The following is a 20,432-nucleotide window of genomic DNA, read 5'->3' on the forward strand; positions in this document are numbered from 1 at the left end:
CCCATGCAATTGTGAGATTCTTCTATTATAAAGGAGCAACCTATGGGAAGTTATGTTATGAAACGGCTGCTGGTTTCCGTTCCCTTGCTTGCGGCTATCTCGTTCATCACGTTCCTCTTCGTACATCTGTCTCCGATGGACCCAGCCGAAGTGATCCTGCAGGCGCAGGGCGTTCCGCAAATCACGGGCGAGTTGATTGCGCAGACGAAGGCGGAGCTGGGCATGGACCGGCCTTTCCTGATTCGCTATATGAGCTGGCTGCTTGCCTGCCTGCAGCTTGATTTCGGAGAGTCGTACGTGACGGGACAACCGGTGTGGTCGCTGCTCGGCCCGGCTTTGCTGAACACGCTGAAGCTGACGCTGGCATCCGTCGCCGTCATCATTGCGATGTCGGTGGCGTTAGGCATGATTTGCGCACTGTACGAGGGAAAGCTGCTCGACCAATCGGTCAGGGGGGTATTCTTTTTCCTGACGTCGATGCCTTCGTACGGACTGGCCGCACTGCTGATCTGGTATTTCTCCGTGAAGCTGGACTTGCTGCCGACAAGCGGAATGGATTCGTACGCCGGCTACATTTTGCCGGTTAGCGTCATCGCGATTGGATATGCGGGCGTTTATTTTCGAGTCGTTCGAAGCGCTATGCTCAGCCAGCTGCATGAAGAGTATGTTTGGTATGGCAGGGCTTGCGGATTAAAGGAGTTTACCATATTCGGAAATATGTTAAGAAACTCGATGCAGGCAGCCATTTCGGTGTTTTGTATGGCCATTCCCGTCATTCTTGGAAGCACGGTCGTTGTGGAAAATGTGTTTGCTTGGCCCGGGCTAGGGAGCTTGAGTATCAAATCAATATTGAGCCGAGACTTTCCGGTCATTCAAGCCTACGTTCTCGTGCTGGCGGCGGCTTTCGTCTTCTTCAACGCTGCTGCGGATATGATCCACGCGATGGTCAACCCGAAAGTCAGAAAGGAATCCCGATGAAGCGATTCAAGTATGTCATGCAGGACAAGTTAGCTGCCGTTTCGTTATCAGTCCTGACGATCACCGTCATAGCCGGGCTGTTCGCTCCCTGGCTTGCGCCGCATCATCCCGAGGATGTACATATGGAGCTTCGCTATGCGGCTTCGTCCTGGGAATATTGGCTGGGCAACGATCATCTCGGCCGATGCATCCTTTCCAGATTATTATACGGCATCCGACCCAGCGTGCTGTGGGTATTCGTTGCGTTGGCCGTCTCCGTATTATGCGGCGGCATCGCAGGCATTGCGGCCGGATACTTCAGAGGAAGAACGGATGCCGTCTTGATGCGAGCTTGCGATGTGATGCTTTCGTTCCCGGGATATGTCATGACGCTGGCCGTCATCGGAATTTTGGGCGTCGGGTTTGAGAATATTATCATCGCATTCTTGCTGTCCAAATGGGCCTGGTTCGCCCGGGTCATTCGAACGGCGGTCATGGCGTATGCCGAAGCGGACTATGTGAAGTTCTCCAAAGCGATCGGCGTCAGGGACGCGCACATTATCGCCAAGCACATTATTCCTGCTGCGCTGCCCGAGATCGCTGTCATTTCCAGCAGCTCCTTCGGGTCGATGATATTGCAAATATCGGGTTTTTCCTTCCTCGGACTAGGCATTCAGGCGCCTCATGCGGAGTGGGGTATGATGCTGAATGAAGCGAGGGCAGTGATGTTCTCAAGGCCGGAGATGCTGCTTGCGCCAGGTGTCGCCGTCATTGTAGTCGTCTCGGCCGTCAATTTTTTGTCGGATGCGCTCCAGGTTGCGCTGGACCCCAAGCTCATGTCCTCCAGACAGAAGCAGCCATTGCCAGCAGCGGTGATGACCAGCGGGCTTCACGGAAAAGAAAGAGGGGGCATGGTCGGATGACAAGCTTGCTGGAAGTCGAGGCGTTGAGCATTTGGGACAGCCGAACCGGGAACGTCATTATTCCCGGCAATTCGTTTCAAGTAAGAGAGGGAAGCTGTCTTGCTATCGTAGGGGAGAGCGGCAGCGGAAAGTCGGTTACGGGCCGGGCGATTGTAAGATTGAATAAGACATCCCTGCGCCAATCCGGCCGTATTTGGTTTAACGGCGAAAACTTGGCCGAGCTTTCCGAGCAGGACATGAGAAAAAAACGGGGGAAATCGATCGGCATGATCTGGCAGCATGGCATGCGGGCATTCGACCCCTCCCGCGTGATCGGAGTTCATCTAAGGGAGACGCTGGCCGGGCATTTCGGCTGGAGCCGGGACGTCATCACGGACCGCATGAAAACGGCCATGGAAAGCGTAATGCTAAAAAATCCGGTCGAGGTGATGAATAAATACCCGCATCAGCTGTCGGGCGGCATGCTGCAGCGCATCATGATCGCGCTGGCTCTCGTGCTTCAGCCTGAGCTCGTTATTGCGGATGAGCCCACGGCTGCGCTCGATACGGTCTCGCAATTCGAAGTCGTCGAGCAGTTTATCCGCTTGCGGGAAAGGATGGACTGCGCACTGATCTTTATTTCCCATGATCTGGGCATTGTCAAAAAGCTGGCCGATGACGTTCTGGTCATGAAGAGCGGAGAAATCGTGGAAAGAGGGACGGTGCAAGCGATATGGTCCGGCGCTGCACATGAATATACGCGGCATCTGGTTACTTCTAGGCAGGCGCTGAATGATCATTATAAGCGAATGACGGGAGGCGGTCGCGATGCTGAACGTTGATGGAGTGAGCAAATCATACAGGCAAGGCGGGTTCTTCTCATCGAAGCGGCAGCTTGTGCTCGATGACATCAGCTTTGCGATGAGCAAGGGGGAATGTCTTGGCATCATCGGGGAAAGCGGAAGCGGCAAATCGACACTGGGACGCATTCTGCTGGGCATCGAACAGCCGGATCGGGGAACCGTCGTCGTGGCGGGAAAGCGTGCGGAGGATCGGCGCGGGCACGCGGGAAGCTTAAGCGCCGTATTCCAGGACTATACCTCCTCTATCAATCCGTATTACACGGTGGAGGAAGCGATGATGGAGCCGCTTGCGATGCGCTGTCGCGACCGGCAGCGTCAGTCGCGCGAGATCGATCTGCTGCTGCGGCAGGTCGGGCTCAATCCCTCCTACCGCACCAAGTACCCTCACGAGCTCTCGGGGGGTGAGGCGCAGCGGGTATGCATCGCGAGGGCGGTTGCGGTTCAGCCGGAGTGCATATTGCTCGACGAGGCGGTCAGCTCGCTGGACGGAGCGGTTCAAGTGCAGGTGCTCGAGCTGTTGAAACGACTGAAGACCGAATACGGCATTGGGTATATCTTCATTACCCACGATATCCAAGCTGCGGCTTACATGTGCGATCGGATCCTGTTTCTCCACAATGGCCGGATCGAAGAAACGGTGCCGGTCGAGCAGCTCAAGCTCGTCCGATCGGCATATGCCAAAAAGCTGCTGCGGATGGTTATTGCTTGAGGATTCAGGAGATGACCGGCATGTTAATGTGAGGATGAAAGGAGCGGAAGTGTTGAACGTGGCGTGGTCATGGCCGTTTTTGCGGTTATATGTTTTGACATTACTATATTTTAGCGCGAACGCGATGCTCAACGTCATTATACCTTTGAAGGGAGCGTCGCTCGGTGCATCGAATACGGCGATTGGCATCGTCATGGGCGCCTATTTATGTACGACCATGTGCTTTCGGCCGTGGGCGGGCCAAGTGATTCATAAGCATGGGCCGATCAAGGTGCTTCGCATCATTTTGGTGATCAATGGCTTCGCCTTACTGCTATATCCTTTTACCGGATTGGGCGGGTATGCGGTCGCACGCATACTGCAAGGCGTGTGCACAGCGTTCTTCTCGATGGCTTTGCAGCTCGGCATTATCGACGCGCTGCCGGATAAAGACCGGTCTCAGGGCATCTCGCTTTACTCCTTATGCTCGTACATGCCAGGATTATTCGGCCCGCTGCTGGCGCTAAGCATGTGGGGATCGGACCGCATGCATTACTTTACGGTGGCCATGATCGCCATCGCTGTCAGTACGGGAGCTGTCGGCTACAGCGCGCAGATGAGCAGCGAACCGTCTCGGCCTGCCGCACAGAAGACAGGGCAGGGGGATATGATGTTCAAGTCGTTCAGCCGGCTCATCCGCAATCGCCAGTGGTGCCGGTGCAGCCTGCTGATGCTTGTCGCATCGATTGTTTTTGGCGCGGTTACGACATTTATTCCGCTCTATGCCGGACAGATCGAGAGCGGCAACGCAGGGATGTATCTCATGCTTCAGGCGGGCACGGTCGTTCTGGCCCGGCTGGCGCTACGCAAAAAAATCCCTTCGGACGGGCACTGGCACGCTTCATGGATCATAGGGATTATGCTTCTGTTGACCGCTGCGGCGCTAAGTCTGAGCGGCGCTTTAACGGCGGGCGCCGTTTGGTTGTACCTCGGCGCCGTTCTCATGGGTTTCGCGCAGGCGCTGCTCTATCCGATATTAACGACGTATTTGACATTTGTTCTGCCGCCGGCAGACCGTAATGTCATGATCGGCTGGTTTATCGCCATGGCGGATATGGGCGTTTCGCTGGGCAGCCTTGTCATGGGCCTGATCGCGGACCACACTTCCTACTCGGCGATGTATCTTCTATGCGCCGGACTGGGCGCAGCGATGGTCATCGTGGCCTATGAACGGCGGCGTCCTACGCTGCGAACATAAATATATTAATTTCATTAATAATAAACTATATTAATCATTAATCGAATTAATAAAATAAACTGTCGAAATTCCGCACTTTCCTTGATATTGATTATCCAAGCCGTCCGGCAACGCGTGAAGGCGTGAACCGTCATCGCCGCTATCTTTGAACGAACAACCGCCTTCGGAAAGAGCTGTTCTCGCTTGTCCGATGCTGAGGAAGGACATTCGATATTACATAACGATTTCCCAATCCGGCGCTGCTGCTGTATAATCGTATTTATATTCAAATATTTGATTATTTGATAAGAGAAGAAAGTTATAAATACGATAAGGAGCGGATGCGAATGCCGGGTTTTACGGACAACGATATTTCACGTCAAGTTTCGCTATCCCCTCAAGGATCGTCCTCCTCCGTACAAGTCAGCAGACAGGCCGTTATTTCGATGGGGATTCATGCGCTGCATGAAATAGGGTCCGATTCCATATGCCATGTTTGCATTGCTAATGGAGGCTCCTGCTGTCAGGGATGCCGTTATCTTGCGGACGGTATTGGATGTCAACAGCGGAATACAAGCTGTACGGCTTGGTTATGCGGATTTCTCAAGCTTTTTTTATATGAAACCGGCTTGTTGAACACATGGTACGACTTTTGGGACCAGGTCCCCGGTCAAGATTTTCGTGTCGATTTCACGCCGGAAGTGATGAATGTGACGAAGCCGCTGCAGCTGCCTCAGCTTCATCGCTTGAGCGAGGCGCTTGCCGCGGATCTTCACGAGCTGGCCCGCTCGCATATTGCCATTGGATTTATTCTTACTCTTCGCGAAAAAATCGACAAGCAGCTGGACGAGCTTGAACATTGCCGCCATAGTCGGCACAAGACCAATCAGGTGAAACGAAACATTCGCATATTGTCGAGTCCGTTTCACCGCTTTCACAAGGAGCTGGATGAATATCGGCAGCAAGCATCCTGGTCGACAAACTTCCCGTGAGTATGGGCGGGAAGGGCGGGCCGCATGCTGAGCGGAGCTTCGGTGCGATGAAGAAACACGCGGACTCGTTCAAGCGTGTCGCACGCACAAAACGGTATGGACGCAGCCTGCGCTCATCGTTTAGGATAACACTAGGAGCTAAGGAGATATCTTCCCATCACAGTTAATTGCCCATAGAAGAAAGCGTTCTCGCTCTGAAATGATCGCCTTAGGCCGCGCCGGACAAGTCCGTCTATGCCTGGAGCGAAGAGAAAGGATCGGGTACAAGGATGAAAATGCGCCGGTCAACGTATTTCCACAAGCTGATCGTCTACGCGATCTGCCTCATCACGTTCCCCATGGTCACGCTCGGCGTATTCTCATATCTGCTATCTTCCCGGACCGTTCAGCAGAAAGTAAACGACGGCGCGCTGCAAATGCTGCTGCAAATGCAGCAGCGCGTCGAACAAAGCTTGCGGACGGCGGACAACGCGCTGACGCAGTTCACGGTACAGCCGTCGGTGCTCAGGCTGCTGACCGAGGACGTTACCGATGGGAGTCGGAGCGACAATGCCGCCCTGATCGACGGGCTGCAGGAAGGGCTGCGGGGCATTCAGCTGTCCGATCTTCGCGTCGCGGACGTGCAGTTCATACAGCTGCGCGACAGGTGGAAAATGTCCGGCGGCGGATACGAGCCGTTCGGACCGCTCGAGCCGGACTGGAAGCAAATGTACGGCGACCGCCCGGGATCGTATTGGACGATTAGCAGCCGGACGATCGATTTCGTCAGAACGCTGCCGATCAGCTCGCCGGAACCGACCGCGATGATCATGTTCCGGGTGCCGTACGGGGAACTGCGCAAATATATGTTCACGCATCCTGAGCTTGGCGAACCGTTCATCATCGACGATTCGCTGCGCGTCGTCGCGCATACGGATCATTGGACCCGCGTCGGCACGTCCGCGGCTTCGATGCCGTACGCCCGGCAGCTGCTTGATTCCGAATCAGACAGCGGATTGTTCAAGACGCAGCTCGACGGCGAGCCGTACAACGTGATCTACAGCAAGTCGGCTTACAATGGCTGGATGTATGTGTCGCTCGTATCGGTCACGGCGATGACGCGCGAATCCGAAACGATCAAGTGGGTGACGGTAGCGGCCGGTGCGGTCTTCCTGCTGATCGGTGCGGCCGTTTCGCTTCTTGGCGCTAGGCGGTTGTACGGGCCGGTACGGAAGCTTTATGAGAGCGTGTTCCAGCCGGCGAATGGCGAAGCGGGCAGTGGAGGCGATATTCCCGCGAGCGGCAAAGACGAACTGCAGCTGATCGGAGAGCGGGTACAGGCTCAACTGCATAACCAAAAAGAGATGAGCCGCGAGCTGAAAAGCCAGCGCAGCCGGCTGCAGCATTTTTTCTTGCTCAAGCTGTACTTGGGACAGACGGACGGAAGCGAGAGGGCGCCATACGAGGCCGAAGCTTCACGGCAGTGGAAGGCGATGAGCGTGCTTGTGCTGCAGATCGATTCGCTCGAGAACACGGGCTACGCGGAACAGGACAAGGAGCTCTTGCTGTTCGCCGTAACGAATATTATAGCGGAGATCGTGCCGCAGCACGAACGGCTGCTGGAACCGATCGTCATGGGCCAATCCCAGGTAACGCTTGTGGGCAGCCCGCTGGCGGACGAGCAGGCGTACAGCGCCTGGCTGGACGGAGCAGCCAAGCTGATCCGCGAGACGGTCAAGCAATACTTGCGGCTGCCGGTCAGCATTGGCGTCAGCAGTCCGTTCCGCTCGCTCAGCGAAGCCGGAAGAGGGTACAAGGAGGCCGGAGAGGCGCTGCAGTATCGGATCAAACTCGGTCTTGAAGCGGTCGTCCATATCGGAGACGTTCAGCCGGACCGGTCGCTCGTGCCGGAATACCCGGAGAAGGTGAAGAGCGAGCTGATCGAAGCGGTCCGCATGTGCGAAGGAGAGCGGGCTTACGGCTTGCTGGAGCAGTTTACACGGGAGCTGTTCGCCGCGCCGTTGTCGCATCGCCAGTACCAGATGCTGATGATTGCGCTGCTAACTGACCTGCTGCGCGTACTTCAGGAGTACGAGGGCGTGCTGCAGTCGTTATACGAGGAGGAGAAGTCGCTCTACGATAAGCTGTTCGAGTTGAAAACGTCTGCGGAGATGACCGAGTGGCTGTACCAGTCCGTCTTGATGCCGGCGATCCGCTTGATGGAGGAGCGGAAGAACAAGCAGCATCGGGGCATTACGGACGAGCTGCTGCGCATGATCGAGAACGAATACGACAGTCCGCTGACGATCGAGAGCTGCGCGTTCCGGATTCATTATCACCCGGATTACGTCAGACATGTGTTCCGCAAAGAGATGGGCATGCCGTTCTCCGATTACTTGGCCCAATTCAGGCTGCAGATGGCCAAATCGTGGCTGACGGGAACCGATATGCGCATCGCGGACATTGCGGAAAAGCTGCAATATACGAACGCGCAAAATTTCATCCGCTATTTCCGCAAGATGGAAGGCATGACCCCGGGCCAATACCGGGACAGCCGAGGCGCCGGAGCGCAGGGGAGCCTGTGAGTCGGCGCTTTTTGCCATGCGGCGTGTCGCGAGTCGCGCATGTTCCAGTCAGGGGCAACCCTATCCATGTGTCCGTTCAGCAGCACCGATTATCCGGCAAGACGCTAGGCATCAGGCGCCAGTTGCCGCCGCGCCGTTATGGAACGGCGAAGCCGACGATGCTCGGCTTGCTGCGCGCAATGAACCGCTGATGATTATCGGCACAGCCGCTCCGGATTATCCGAATTCGCCCCAAGGCGGCGGCAATCGCGGCTTCGACCAACCGATTCGGCGCGGCGCCAGGGCATGCAGCCGCTTATGATTATGTACGTAACGAAGCAGGCGCTCTTATGATGAAGGTACTTCGGCGGCATCGTCTGCCGGCCGTATGGCTGGCAGGATGGCTCGGAGCCGGATGGCGGGAGAAGCGAGACCGCCCGGGCGATGACAAGCGCCGCCGGAGCACAAATGACACAGAGGGGTGTACACCAACCGATGAACAAACAAGGAACAAGACGACTGCTGTCCGCGCTGCTGGTTAGCGCCGTAGCAGGAACGGCCGCTGCCGGCTGCAGCAGCGGAAAAGGAGAGCCGGCGCCCGGACAACAGGCCGCGGAGCCGAAGCCAAGCAATGAAGTCGTAGAGCTGAACGTGGCGACCGGAGCCGGGGGATCGACCATCGCCGACATCGAGTCGCTGTTCAACGCCGAGGCGCTCAGAAAGAAGTTTCCCCACATCAAGCTGAACTACATTCCGAAAAACAACCCCGACGCGGTCAAGTCGATCGAATCGCTCATCACGTCCGGCACGCCGATCGATATTTACTTCGATACGATCTATGTGTACATGAATACGCTGGAGCGGTTCAAGCTCGGATACGACATGTCGGCGGAGCTGAAGAAGTTCAATATCGATCCGAACAATTACGACCCGTCCACCCTCAACATCGCGAATTCGTCTTATTCCAACAAAGTGATCGGCTTGCCGGTTACCAATACGATCCCCGTGATGTATTACAATAAGGAAATTTTCGACCGGTTCGGGGTGGCGTATCCGAAGAACGGCATGACGTGGGACGAGACGTTCGACATCGCACGCAAGCTGACGCGCACCGAAGGCGGCAAGACGTATCTCGGCTTCGCCTTCTCGTTCTATCACCACTTCTTTCATATGAATTCGCTTTCGACGCCGTATGTCGACGCAAAGACGGGTCGGACCGCCTTTATGACGAATCCCGACTGGAAGAAGCTGATCGACGTCTCCATGGTCAAAATTTACGATAGCGCCGCCTACCAGACCTGGCTGACGGATAACAAGCGCATCCCGAAATTCGACGACTTTTTGCTCGGTTCGGTGGCGATGCAGTTCTCGCAAGTGTACGGAGGCGGCGATATGCTGACGAAGCTCGAGCCGATCAAGTACGGGGTCGTATCGACGCCCATTTTCGCCGGGACGAAAACGGGAACGCAGCCGTATCCGACGTATGTCGGCATTGCCAGCTCGAGCAAGCATAAGGCCGAAGCGATGGAAATCATTAAATATTTGGTCAGCGAGGAACATCAGGCGTATCTGGCGCGCGACAAAGGAGCTATCCCGACGATCAAGAACGATGCCGTGCGCAAGCAGCTGTACGAAGGCACGCCGCTGAAGGGGAAAGGGTTCTACGAGGCGATATATCACAATCCGCTCGCTCCGCTTGCCGACAAGACGATATACGACGAATCCGTACGCGCCATCCTTTCCGAAAGCGCCGGTATCCTCAAGCTCGGTACGGGCAAAACCGATATCAACACGTTTCTGCGCGAGGTCGAGGAACGGTCGAACAAGAAGATCGAGCAAGAGATGCCTAAATAGGGGGGCGAATCCGATGGCAACCAAACGTCTGTTCAAACATGTGCTGATGCCGGCCGTCATTCTGTGCGCCGGCGTGATCGGCAGTCTGCTGCTCACGCAGCAGGAAGTGCGTGCGGCCGACACGCTCGTCCGTTACACGGATGTTCCGGGCACGACGGCTAGCGCGCAATTCACCGTTACGGCCGCGACGTATGACGGCTCGAGCAGTCAGACGATTACGGCCGAGAAGGTGGCATCGACACAGTCTGCGTATGCCGACGTCAGCTATGCGCGGTTCGCTTTCGCCGGCACCGTCACCGTCACGATCCGGGCCAGCAGCGGCTCGATCGCCGACTACAGCATAAGCCCGATCCACGAGGGCATTCAGCCGGTCATCGATACGGCGAACAATGCGATGACGATTACGCTGACGAATCCCGGCAATACGATGGAGCGGCCGATCCGGCTCATTGTGCATAAGAACTACAGCTTGACCGACGAGAAGCTGTTCGTGCTCGCCGATCCGCTCGAGGTCAGCCCGCCGCAGCTCGGACAAAGCGGCGTGTATGACGTCACGAGCTACGGGGCGGACAAGACGGGGGCGACGAATACCCGGCTCGCCATTCAGACGGCGATTCAGGCGGTCAGCGACGCGGGCGGCGGCATCCTGTATTTTCCGAACGGCAAATACAAGACCGGCGGACTGCTGATGAAGAGCAACGTGAAGCTGTACCTGGAAAGCGGCGCGCTGATTCAGGGAACCGGCGCCGATGCCGACTTCACCCGCGTGCCCGGCACGAACAGCGCTTACGCGCTCATCGGGTTCCCGGATGTTTCGAACGCGGGCATCCTGGGGCGCGGCGTCATCGACGGGGCAGGAGCGAGCATGACCCGCTCGCTGCGGCTTGTGTACACGTTCGGCAGCGACCATATCGACATCCGCGACGTTTATTTTCGCAACTCGGGCAAATGGACCGTTCACTTCGCCGGATCCGAAGATATCGTCGGCCGCAATTACAAGATCATTAACGATCCGCTGCCCAGCACGGACGGCACGGACCCGGACAACTCGGTACGGGTGAGCATCGACGGAATATTCGAATATACGCATGACGATGCGATCGCGATCAAGGCGTCCCGCTATTACGGAGCCACTGGAGCGACGGCTGACGTTACGGTCAGCAACAGCGTGTTCTGGACGATGAAGTCGGGCATCAAGATCGGCAGCGAAATATTGGACAACGTGTCCGGCGTCAAATTTACGAATAACGACATTGTCTTCTCGGACCGCGTCATGGCAATCTACGCCAACGGAACGGCAACGATCAGCGATATCGAGTTCAAGGACAACCGGTCGGAGAAAGTGTCCGACGAATACAAGAAGATGCTCGTGCATTTCTCCACGGCCTACGACAGCAACGAATACGGCTTCGGCCATATCGACGGCGTGCGCGTCACGAATCATACGGCGTATTTCCCTTCACCGGCTTTGTCCGAGATCAAAGGGTATGACGGCTCGCATCAGATCGAGAACGTCGCCTTCACCGATTTCGTCGTAAGCGGTACGAAGGTGACGGAGACGAATAAAGGAAGCGTGTTCAAGGTGCCGTTCAATAGCTACACACCGAACGTGACGTTCGCCTCAACAACGCCGGTGCCGGTAACCGTCCGGGTCGAAGCGGAAGCGATGACGCTGTCCCAATACTCGGTCGAGACGCAGTCGAGCGCTTCAGGCGGCAAGATCATCAAAGCGTCCGGCACCGGCACGGCATCGTACCTATCAGCGGCCGCCGCAGGAACATACAGCCTCGTCATCGCGTACTACGACGAGAACGACGGCAATTCGCCGTTCTCGGTATCGCTGAACGGAACGGTCATCGATTCGTGGATCGCGGATCAGGACCGGGGCTCCGCTTCGCCGAACGCAACGACCCGCGTCACGCGCACGATCTCCGGCGTCGCGCTGCAGCCGGGAGACGTGATCGTATTGCAGAGTACGGCTAGCGGCGGGGACGGCGGGCGCATCGATTGCTTGGACCTGATCCCCCAATAATTCGCCGAACGCAGGAAGGAGTCGTTTCGATGGAATCGGATAAAATGACAAGAAGAGCTTTCGCGCGGACTGCGGCGGTCGCCATGCTCGCGGCCGCCGTGCCGATCGCAAGGGTCGCTCCCGAGGCGATGGCGGGGGGCGCAGCAGGCAGCGTGACGGAGAGCGTGTATTCCAATCCGAATGAGGATCCGGCGTGCGGCGGTTCCGCGATTCCGGTGCCGGACGGATTTCGCTGGAACCCGGCGCCGTTGGCGCTGTACAGGAAGCCCAACGGGACGATCGCAACGGATTGGGATGTGTCCGCCTTCGTTTATACCGGAGCGGGGAAAGCCTATTATGTGAGCCTGTCCGCAGGTAGCGACGCGAACGACGGTTTGACGCTCGGCACCGCTTTTCAATCCGTCAGCAAAGCGCTGCTCATGCCCGACGTCGACATCGTATATATCGATGAAGGCGTATATCCGCGCAAGCATGCGTTCAATTCGACCACGATCCCGCGCAGCGTCAGTCTCATCGCGCTGCCCGGCAAAACCGTCGTGCTCGGCACGCACGACCTCTTGGCGTGGACGGCCGAGAGCGGACTGACGGCGACCTATAGGGCGGCGCGCTCCTCGGTCGGACGCGTGTTCGATGCCGCCTTCACGGACCGGTTCGGCGATTATACCGAGCTGACCGTCCGCGGCTCAGCTGCCGAGGTTGGAGCGAATCCCGGCTCGGTCTATTCGGACGGAACGTACGTCTGGGTACGGACAGCCGATTCGCGACCGCCCGACGCTCGGCTGCGCGTCTTCCTTGCCGTCAAAAACGCGAATATCGAGGGCGGCAAGACGATCTACGCGGAAGGCATCCGCTTCGAAGGAGGCACCAATCCGTTTCGTGCGGCGAATTCGGCCGCCGAGCCGGACCATACGAGGGTGTACGTCAAAAACTGCAAATTCAAGTATGCCTCGGCGACGAACGGGTTTCACATCCTTGGGACGAAGGAATGCTTCTCGCAAAACTGCGAAGCGGCGCGCAACCGGAGCGACGGCTTCAATTATCATCACTACAACGGCAAAGTGCCGGCGGCCGTCGAGGTCGGCAACATCGGGCGGCATAACGGCATTCCCGGCGAGACGAACCAGAACGGCTCGACCTCGCATGACGGAGCGACCGTCATCCGCGTGAACGGGATGTATTTCGACAACATCGGACCGAATGTGGCCGATGTGGATGCCGGCACGCACAGCTGGAATGTCGGCTGCGTCAGCTACGACTCGCGCGTCGGCGTGAGCACGACGCAGAACGTCAACTGGCAAAACTACGGGAGCGGCAACAGCATGTGGCTGGACGACTGCATCTCGATCGGATCGCTCTACGATCTGTATACCTCATCGTCCGCAGCCATATACACGCGGAACGTGCGCTCGAACGGTTTTTGGAAGACGAATGGGGCGACGATTTCCGCCTATTGAGAGAATTGACGCCAAGCGGGGTTGCGGTACATTTGGGCGGAGCTGCAGGAACTAAGCCGCTTCTATATATAGGGCGAAGGTGGAGGGGCGGGGGGCTGTTTAACTACAGCAGCCCGAATTACTCGGTAAGCTTAAGCCGAATTTGCTGCTCGTAATCACGGAACGCCTCCGATGTCGTCCAACCACGCCCCGACATCAGTGTCTGGTAGCGAAGCCGTTTGGACGTCAGCTCGTTCTCCAGTTTTTGACGCTCGGCATCGTCGCGGCAGACCGCGAGCAGATCGCCGAGCGTCACCATTTCTTTGCGAAGCTGCATTTCCTCGGGAATCATCCCGGCGTTCTTGAGCATCCGGAAGCCGACCCGAAGGTCCTCCGGGACGTTCTCCAACGCGTCGGGGGGAAGCGGTTTGCCGGCACCGGGCAAATGATCCAGCTCCCCGCGGCGGCTCGCCTCCGCTATTTTCTCCTCGGCAATCGTGCGCATAACATCCATCGGATCATCGACTCCTCGTCATTCATTCTATCATTTCTCGACTTTCATTCTATCATACTTCATCCATCGCTACGCCTTCCGAGGTCTATGTTGATCGCCACTTGACTAAAACGTTGTGGCTATACCCGCGTGGGGTTCGACCGACCGCCGCGCAGCGCCGCAACGCGCGCTTGGGCTTCGCCCACGTTGGCAGACTTCCCCGATGTCATCAGCGTGCGAAGCCGGTGTGACCTGCAACTGCCCGTTGAAGTCTGCGGCACCGTTCTGCAGATTCGCTCGCTTCGCGACATCGCCATTCGTTCGATAAATTCTCGTCAAACGCAGGGGGTGCGGTCCGCTTGGATGCGCTTCCTTTCCCATGCAAAAAAGATTGTCGGCGCCGGCATGATGTGCTATGGTGAAAGAAAAACCGACCATTGGAGGAGGATTTATCCATGTCCGGCCATTTGTCATTGCTTCCATCGCTTTTTACCGGCTGCCTGGGAGCAGCCGAGACGGAAGAGGGGGTAACGCCGCTTCGTTTCACGGAACGGCAGCTGAACGTGTACGCCGCAAGCGAAGCGCTGAGTCTCCGGAGCCGTTGTCTTGCGGGCTGCAAACTGGAGCTGCGAACGGATAGCGCCTATATTCGCTTTGATTACACCTTGAAGGGCAGAGCCCGCAAATCCGTCTATTTCGACATTTGGGTCGACGGCCGATGGGTGGCCGATATCGGAGAGGACAACCCGGCAAGCCCGGACGGGGCGTTCCTATATGAGATCGGCGGCAAGGAAGGCGAGGTCAAGCAGGTGTGCATCGACCTGCCGCATAACGCAGAACTCGTCTTCCGCTCATTCGAGCTGGCCCCGGGCGCCGTGTGCGAGCCAGTCGGAGGAGCAGATGGTGGGCTGCTCTGCCTCGGCGACTCGATTACGCAAGGCATGGACGCCAAGCATCCGTCCAGCACGTACGCGGCCATGCTGGCGCGTTCGCTCGATCTGCCGCTGCTCAATCAAGGCGTCGGAGGATACGTCTTCAACGCGGATAGCTTGGACGAGAATGTATCCTTCATGCCGCAAATCGTCACCATCGCGTACGGGACCAACGATTGGGGCCGCTACGCGACAATGGCCGAGTTCCGCGACAAATGCGCGGCATACCTCGACGCCGTCAGCCGTCTGTACGCCGATGCGCAGATCTACGTCTTGACTCCGATCTGGCGCAGCATCCGGAATGACCGGAAGCCGCTCGGCACGTTCGACGAGCTCGCGCAGACGATCAAGGAGATCGCCGCGGAGTACCCCGGCTTCCATGTCATCGACGGGGAAAGCCTTGTACCGCATGGCGGCAGACTGTTTGCCGATGGCACGCATCCGACCGATGAAGGCTTCGCCCACATGGCGCTTCAGTTGTACAAGCAGATCCGGAATACGTTGTAGCCGGTCCGAGGAATCCGGGGCGGATAGTGCATTCGCCGCAATCTTCACCGCGGATCCCCGATCAGTGCATCATAACGACAATAGCCGGGGGCGCTGCTCCCGGCTTGTCTGACGCGCCGCTGCGGACGGAAGCAAGAATCCCGGCTCATCGCTCACTTGGCGATAACCAGCTTGCGCTGCCTAATCTTTATACGGACGGGTCCACTGCGGCGATTTATATTTTTGCGCGTTATTAATGAGCAGGCGAACGTCGATCTTCTCCAGCGAATCGCGTGCGAGCGGCAGCCGTCCATTCTTGCTAATGCGTTTCCATCGATAAGGGTGATATTTGTAGTAGGTTTGTCCGAGGTGCAGCAGGTCGGCCCCCATATCGAGCCCTTTATTATAGTAATCCGTAATTTCCTTCCGTATCGTCTCTTCGGCCAGCTTCTGAATTTCCTCCAGCGGCTTCTCGGCCGCAAGCTCCATGATGGTCGCTTTGGCACTGAGTATCGCGACAAAACGGGGCGGGCCGTTCTCTTGCTCCCGTATCTCAAAGCGATGCGAGGCGTCCTTGATCTCCAGCGTCGCAACCGCTTGGCCGTCAGCGCGAAGCGTCAAGGGCGAAGCCTCGTAGGCCATTTGCATCCAGCGGCCCATCATGACATCGCTCATGGTCATCCACCCCAGATACCGCGTACCGTTGAATACAAACCCCCCGGATTTTTTGATCATGGGCTGGGGCCGGTTCGATTCTCTCCATACTTTATCCGTAAGCTCTACCGATGGAATAATGACCGTCGAGGATACTTCCTGCATGCCCGCGACGATTTCGTTAACGTAGTAGGGCTTTAAATTCGACAGCTGCGCATAGTTTGCTTCGGGATTGGCCAGAATGCTGTCGAGCGTGCTCCGGTCAAAAAATGATTTGGCGCTGAAGAGGTCGTACAAATCTCCTTTTGTCCCATAAAACCATTTCGTATAGCGCGTCTCTTTATTGCGGTTCGTGAAATCGAATACTTTCTTCAGCATCTGCTTCTCGAACACATTTTCCGTCAATACAAGATAGTTCACATGCCCGAGAAACATCGTGCCTTGCCCCGCTGCGATTACATCGTTGATCGCCCCGAGAATCGTCGAGCCCCGCCCGACGCCGACCCAAGGCCTGACCGACAAGTTTTGCTGCTCTTGCTTGGCAATGGAGGAGAAGTTGAGCATCTGCGTGTATACGACGAATTTACTATCCTCGTAATCGACGCCGAGCCCGACAATATAGTTTAACCGCTGTACCTCCTTGGCGTCCCAACAGCCTGAAAGCAGCAGGAGTGCCGCCCCGGCGAGCAATCCCCTTCGAATCCGCGACATCACGTTTTTGGTCATGAGCCTTCCTCGCTTTTTAGGGCGGGCACGTTATGGACGATATCCGTACTGTTTTTGCGAAACGGCAGTCTTATAAATTTGAGCAGGCTGGCCTTGCGGCTGTATCGCTCGTAAGGAAAATACAGCTGGCCGAACGAATCGGTGTTAATGGCGTACACCAGCATGTAGAACAAGGCAATAATCGTGCCGTATATCCCGCAAAGCGCCGATAAAATCAGTACAAACAAGCGCATGATTCTCGTCGTGCTTTGCAGGTTCAGGTTGACCAGCGTGGAGCCGGATACAATGGCTACCGCCGCGAGGAACGTCATGCTCGGTGATAAAATACCTGCCCTGAGTGCGGCGTCCCCGATAATGATCCCGCCGACCACCGTAATCGTCGAACCGGTCGCGCGGGGCAGCCGGGCTCCGGCTTCTCTCAGCAAATCCAGCAGAAATAAGCTCAGCAGCATTTCGACAAAAGCCGAGATCGGTAAACCAAGACGGGATATTCCGATCGTCGCCAGCAATTGAAACGGAATTTGATCCTGATTGTACATCAGCAGCGAGATAAAGACGCCGGGGGAAAACACGGTAATGAATGCGGCCATAATTCGAAGCAGCCGGTTGGCAATGGCCGCGTGATAGCTGAAATTCGAGTCTTCCGAGCTGACGAACAGCTCGGATAACGTAACCGGGGCGATCATGGCCGTAGGCGACCCTTCCATGAACACGAGGAACTTGCCGCGCACCAGACATTCCGCCGCGTAGTCGGGCTTGCCGGTGAAATTGCTCAGCGGCAGAACGGAATACCTGTTCCCGGAGACGGCTTCCTCCAGCCGGGACATGCCGCCAACCAGATTCGTATCACCGATACATTCAAGCCGCCGCTGAATAAGATGCAGAGAAGACAGGGGGACCCGGTCCTTAAAGTGCAGGAGCGCCAGGCGCGTCGGCGTCGTTCCGCTGGATTCATAGTACGTGACTCTTAGATCTGCCGTCGTCAGCCGTTTGCGGATTAATGCGATATTCGTGTCCAGCTCTTCCACAAAGCCGTCCCTGGCTCCGCGAATGGAAGGCTCCAGCGCCGATTCCTCCGGCTGCCGGTGCGGCATATTGGCAAAATTGATGCTGTACAGCCTGTGCACGTCCTCAAAGTAAACGAGCAGCATGCCGCTAAACAAATAATAGGCACACTCCTCTATGCCCAGATCGGGATGATCGACCGGTTTGGCGCCGTTTTCCTCCAAGAGATCGTCAATGCTTTTGCCGGAACCGGACAGCATATGGACCAGCTCCGGCATGAAATACTCGCGGATGCGATTCATATCGACCAGCTTCGGTTGAAAATACAAGGTGATGCTCTGCCCATCTGAACCCAGCTGCTCCGTAGCGATATCCTGACAATGGCGGATCATCCCGTTAAGCTCCTCGAACAATCCATTGCTTTTCAAGAGTAACCGCTCCTTTCCTGCTTCTTGAGCCATGCCAGCATCGAAATTCCGACGCTGAGCAGCAGGGCGACCAAGATGGCGCCGTTAAAGTACCATTTGCTGAGCAGAGCGACGAAGTCTTTGTCGGAAAACGGCAGCAGGACGATCGTCGTCATCAGGCATGCCGATACAATGACAACAATGAGCGGGTTCATTCGGGGAAACCAGTGGCTCCGCGCAACATCCTTCAGCAGGAAGAGCGCCAGCGCCACCCGGATGAAACCGCCGGACAGCCACTGGAAGATGGACAGGAAGTCCACATGCTCCACATAGTGGCCGATCCGCACCAGCCGCCATTCTTCGTATGCCGGGTAGCGGAGGTGCGCGGCTTCGGCCGGGCCGAATTCCGCGATAGCGCCAAGGTAAGGGCCGGAGGTCAAACCGACCAGCAGCCATAACATAAGCAGCAGATGGCGGAACCGCGGCTTTTCCGACAAATGCTGCTGCAGCAGCAGCACCAGCGCAACTTCGATCAACCCGCCTCCGGCGACGTACATGCCGTTAAGCACGGGGAACGGACCGTTCTCCAGCAAAGGTAGCAAATGACCGTAATGCTTGCGGGGAATATTCACGACACTGACAAATATGCCGAAGACGATAACGAGCGGCAGCAGGAAGATGCCGCATCTGGCAATCGTTCGCACTCCGGAATGGGCCGCCCATACGCAAACGCCCATCAGCAAGATCGTAAGGAACCACACGGGCGTTTCCGGAAGAAATATGCTTTTCACCCAGCCGATCGTGTCTACCAGCGTTATGGCGCCGAGGACGAATACATACAGCATCAAAGGGATTTGGAATAGAAGGGACACCGTCAAGCCGTATTGCTGCTTAAGCCAGAGGAAGATCGGCTTCATGTCCGTTTTTCTCATGATATAACTAAGCAGCGGCAGCCAGCAGGTCAGCAGGATGCCTGCGCCGATGACGGACATCCAGCCGCTTCGGCCTGCGATCCCGAGCAGGAAAGGAATCACGATCACATGATCCATGAGTCCCGATGAAAGCATGAATAAGGTTACAAGCTGATGAAGATTCAAAACCTTTTGGTTCGCTGCCACGTTGAACCAACCCCAATGCAGGTACTTGGCTTTTCACGGTTATTGTTCCATAATCAGGCGAATTTATTCCTCGACGGCGGGGTTGAAAGCTGTAGCCTATTATCCCGTTTTATGTATTGACAACGAAAATAGAAAGGACTAAGCTTGTGGAAACGATTACATAGTTCCATATCGAAGATGGAACGAAGCGTCCCATCTTCGTCACTTCAGGGAGGTAGACAATGACGACCATTACTTTTGTCAGACACGGCAACACCGACTTTAACAACGAGCGGCGCGCTCAGGGGCATATGAACAATCCGCTGAATGAGACCGGCCGAATGCAGGCGCTGGCTGTCGCTTCGCGTCTGGCCGAGGAACCGTGGGATCTGTTCATTTCCAGCGACCTGCTTCGAGCGCGTGAGACGGCGGAAGCGATCTCCGCCGCAGTCAACATGACCCCATCCTTCGACGTAAGGCTCCGGGAAATAGGCCGCGGCCAGATTGAAGGAACCGTGGAAGCGGAGCGGGTGGAGAAATGGGGCAAGGATTGGCGCAAGCTTGACCTCGGCGAGGAGAGCAAGCAATCCGTCCGCGCGCGCGGCATGAGCTTCGTGGAGGAGGTCGCTTCGCAATATCGCGGCAAAAAACTTCTCGTGGTCAGCCACGGCCTCCTGATCGGGCAAACGTTAAAAGGGCTTTTGCAGGACGAGAAGACCGGTGACGGCTTGCCCAACACGTCGGTTACGACGATCCGGCTCGCGGACGAATGCTGGGAGTACGCTCTGTACAGCTGCATCCGACATCTGGAGGGGAGCTAGAGCATCGCGGCGAAGGCGCGGCGGACTCGCTGGAATATAGCATTCGGTGGTGCGATCCCGTATTTGCTGCTGAAGATGACGCTCGAATTATGGATCGCAATAACCGAACAATCATGCACAACCTTAAGAGCGCCTTGACGATTTTGTCAGGGCGCTTTTGTTTTACATGGACTACAGGCTTCTCTCTAAAAGTGTGGTGAAAAATCAGTTTTTGGCATTGTCTTTCTGACGAGCCAGTTAAAGAAAAACATTGAAATGTGTAAAAGCCAAGCAAGTTGAAGGATACGCTGTGCCTGTGAAGTTTACATTA

At 56.5% G+C, this 20,432-nt stretch carries 17 protein-coding genes; 13 read left to right on the forward strand and 4 right to left on the reverse strand.

Going from position 1 to position 20,432, the window contains the following annotated elements; all coding sequences use genetic code 11:
• Positions 1-42 precede the first annotated feature (42 nt).
• From opp1B to KXG62_RS02270, 11 genes are all read left to right on the forward strand, one after another.
• The gene (opp1B, locus tag KXG62_RS02225; protein ID WP_218090258.1) at positions 43-978 is read left to right on the forward strand and encodes a nickel/cobalt ABC transporter permease; all 936 of its coding nucleotides are present in this window, start codon (positions 43-45) and stop codon (positions 976-978) included.
• The gene (gene cntC / locus KXG62_RS02230) at positions 975-1,880 is read left to right on the forward strand and encodes a staphylopine uptake ABC transporter permease subunit CntC (protein WP_218090259.1); all 906 of its coding nucleotides are present in this window, start codon (positions 975-977) and stop codon (positions 1,878-1,880) included. Before opp1B ends, cntC begins: the two co-directional genes overlap by 4 nt.
• A complete protein-coding gene (cntD, locus tag KXG62_RS02235; protein ID WP_218090260.1) occupies positions 1,877-2,701 on the forward strand; it encodes a staphylopine uptake ABC transporter ATP-binding protein CntD in 825 nt (274 codons plus the stop codon). Before cntC ends, cntD begins: the two co-directional genes overlap by 4 nt.
• The gene (locus KXG62_RS02240; RefSeq protein WP_218090261.1) at positions 2,688-3,431 is read left to right on the forward strand and encodes an ABC transporter ATP-binding protein; all 744 of its coding nucleotides are present in this window, start codon (positions 2,688-2,690) and stop codon (positions 3,429-3,431) included. The genes cntD and KXG62_RS02240 overlap by 14 nt, the downstream gene beginning before the upstream one ends.
• 52 nt (positions 3,432-3,483) lie before the next feature.
• Positions 3,484-4,668 carry a staphylopine family metallophore export MFS transporter CntE gene (gene cntE / locus KXG62_RS02245; protein WP_218090262.1) on the forward strand — a complete coding sequence of 395 codons (1,185 nt, stop codon included), beginning with the start codon at positions 3,484-3,486 and terminating at the stop codon, positions 4,666-4,668.
• Between the two features lie 611 nt (positions 4,669-5,279).
• Positions 5,280-5,639 carry a hypothetical protein gene (locus KXG62_RS02250; RefSeq protein WP_218090263.1) on the forward strand — a complete coding sequence of 120 codons (360 nt, stop codon included), beginning with the start codon at positions 5,280-5,282 and terminating at the stop codon, positions 5,637-5,639.
• 269 nt (positions 5,640-5,908) lie between these two features.
• The gene (locus KXG62_RS02255) at positions 5,909-8,203 is read left to right on the forward strand and encodes a helix-turn-helix domain-containing protein (RefSeq protein ID WP_218090264.1); all 2,295 of its coding nucleotides are present in this window, start codon (positions 5,909-5,911) and stop codon (positions 8,201-8,203) included.
• A 68-nt stretch (positions 8,204-8,271) separates the two neighbouring features.
• Entirely contained in the window at positions 8,272-8,394 is a 123-nt protein-coding gene (locus KXG62_RS34340) for a hypothetical protein (RefSeq protein ID WP_281426593.1), read from the forward strand.
• Between the two features lie 283 nt (positions 8,395-8,677).
• Positions 8,678-10,036 (forward strand): ABC transporter substrate-binding protein, encoded by a 1,359-nt coding sequence (locus tag KXG62_RS02260; RefSeq protein WP_218090265.1) that lies wholly within the window; start codon positions 8,678-8,680, stop codon positions 10,034-10,036.
• A gap of 13 nt (positions 10,037-10,049) precedes the next feature.
• Positions 10,050-12,068 carry a glycosyl hydrolase family 28 protein gene (locus KXG62_RS02265; protein WP_218090266.1) on the forward strand — a complete coding sequence of 673 codons (2,019 nt, stop codon included), beginning with the start codon at positions 10,050-10,052 and terminating at the stop codon, positions 12,066-12,068.
• A 29-nt stretch (positions 12,069-12,097) separates the two neighbouring features.
• Positions 12,098-13,522, forward strand: a complete 1,425-nt coding sequence (locus KXG62_RS02270; RefSeq protein ID WP_218090267.1) for a hypothetical protein — start codon at positions 12,098-12,100, stop codon at positions 13,520-13,522.
• Between the two features lie 118 nt (positions 13,523-13,640).
• Here KXG62_RS02270 and KXG62_RS02275 read toward each other — a convergent pair whose 3' ends face one another.
• On the reverse strand, positions 13,641-14,015 hold the full coding sequence (locus tag KXG62_RS02275) for a DnaJ family domain-containing protein (RefSeq protein ID WP_218090268.1): 375 nt from the start codon (positions 14,013-14,015) through the stop codon (positions 13,641-13,643).
• A gap of 434 nt (positions 14,016-14,449) precedes the next feature.
• Between KXG62_RS02275 and KXG62_RS02280 the strand changes: the two genes are divergently transcribed.
• Positions 14,450-15,433: an SGNH/GDSL hydrolase family protein gene (locus tag KXG62_RS02280; RefSeq protein ID WP_218090269.1), complete on the forward strand. Its 984-nt coding sequence runs from the start codon at positions 14,450-14,452 to the stop codon at positions 15,431-15,433.
• A 180-nt stretch (positions 15,434-15,613) separates the two neighbouring features.
• Here the strand turns inward: KXG62_RS02280 and KXG62_RS02285 are convergent, their stop codons facing one another.
• Genes KXG62_RS02285 through KXG62_RS02295 form a run of 3 tightly spaced genes read right to left on the reverse strand, consistent with a single transcriptional unit; the run spans position 15,614 to position 19,322 of the window.
• A complete protein-coding gene (locus KXG62_RS02285) occupies positions 15,614-16,792 on the reverse strand; it encodes a Ger(x)C family spore germination protein (protein ID WP_218090270.1) in 1,179 nt (392 codons plus the stop codon).
• Positions 16,789-18,225 carry a spore germination protein gene (locus KXG62_RS02290; RefSeq protein WP_218090271.1) on the reverse strand — a complete coding sequence of 479 codons (1,437 nt, stop codon included), beginning with the start codon at positions 18,223-18,225 and terminating at the stop codon, positions 16,789-16,791. Before KXG62_RS02290 ends, KXG62_RS02285 begins: the two co-directional genes overlap by 4 nt.
• The gene (locus KXG62_RS02295; protein WP_218090272.1) at positions 18,222-19,322 is read right to left on the reverse strand and encodes a GerAB/ArcD/ProY family transporter; all 1,101 of its coding nucleotides are present in this window, start codon (positions 19,320-19,322) and stop codon (positions 18,222-18,224) included. The genes KXG62_RS02290 and KXG62_RS02295 overlap by 4 nt, the downstream gene beginning before the upstream one ends.
• 221 nt (positions 19,323-19,543) lie before the next feature.
• Between KXG62_RS02295 and KXG62_RS02300 the strand changes: the two genes are divergently transcribed.
• Positions 19,544-20,122 (forward strand): histidine phosphatase family protein, encoded by a 579-nt coding sequence (locus KXG62_RS02300; RefSeq protein WP_218090273.1) that lies wholly within the window; start codon positions 19,544-19,546, stop codon positions 20,120-20,122.
• The last annotated feature ends 310 nt before the right edge of the window (positions 20,123-20,432 follow it).

Source organism: Paenibacillus solanacearum, assembly GCF_910593845.1.
Lineage (GTDB): Bacteria > Bacillota > Bacilli > Paenibacillales > NBRC-103111 > Paenibacillus_G > Paenibacillus_G solanacearum.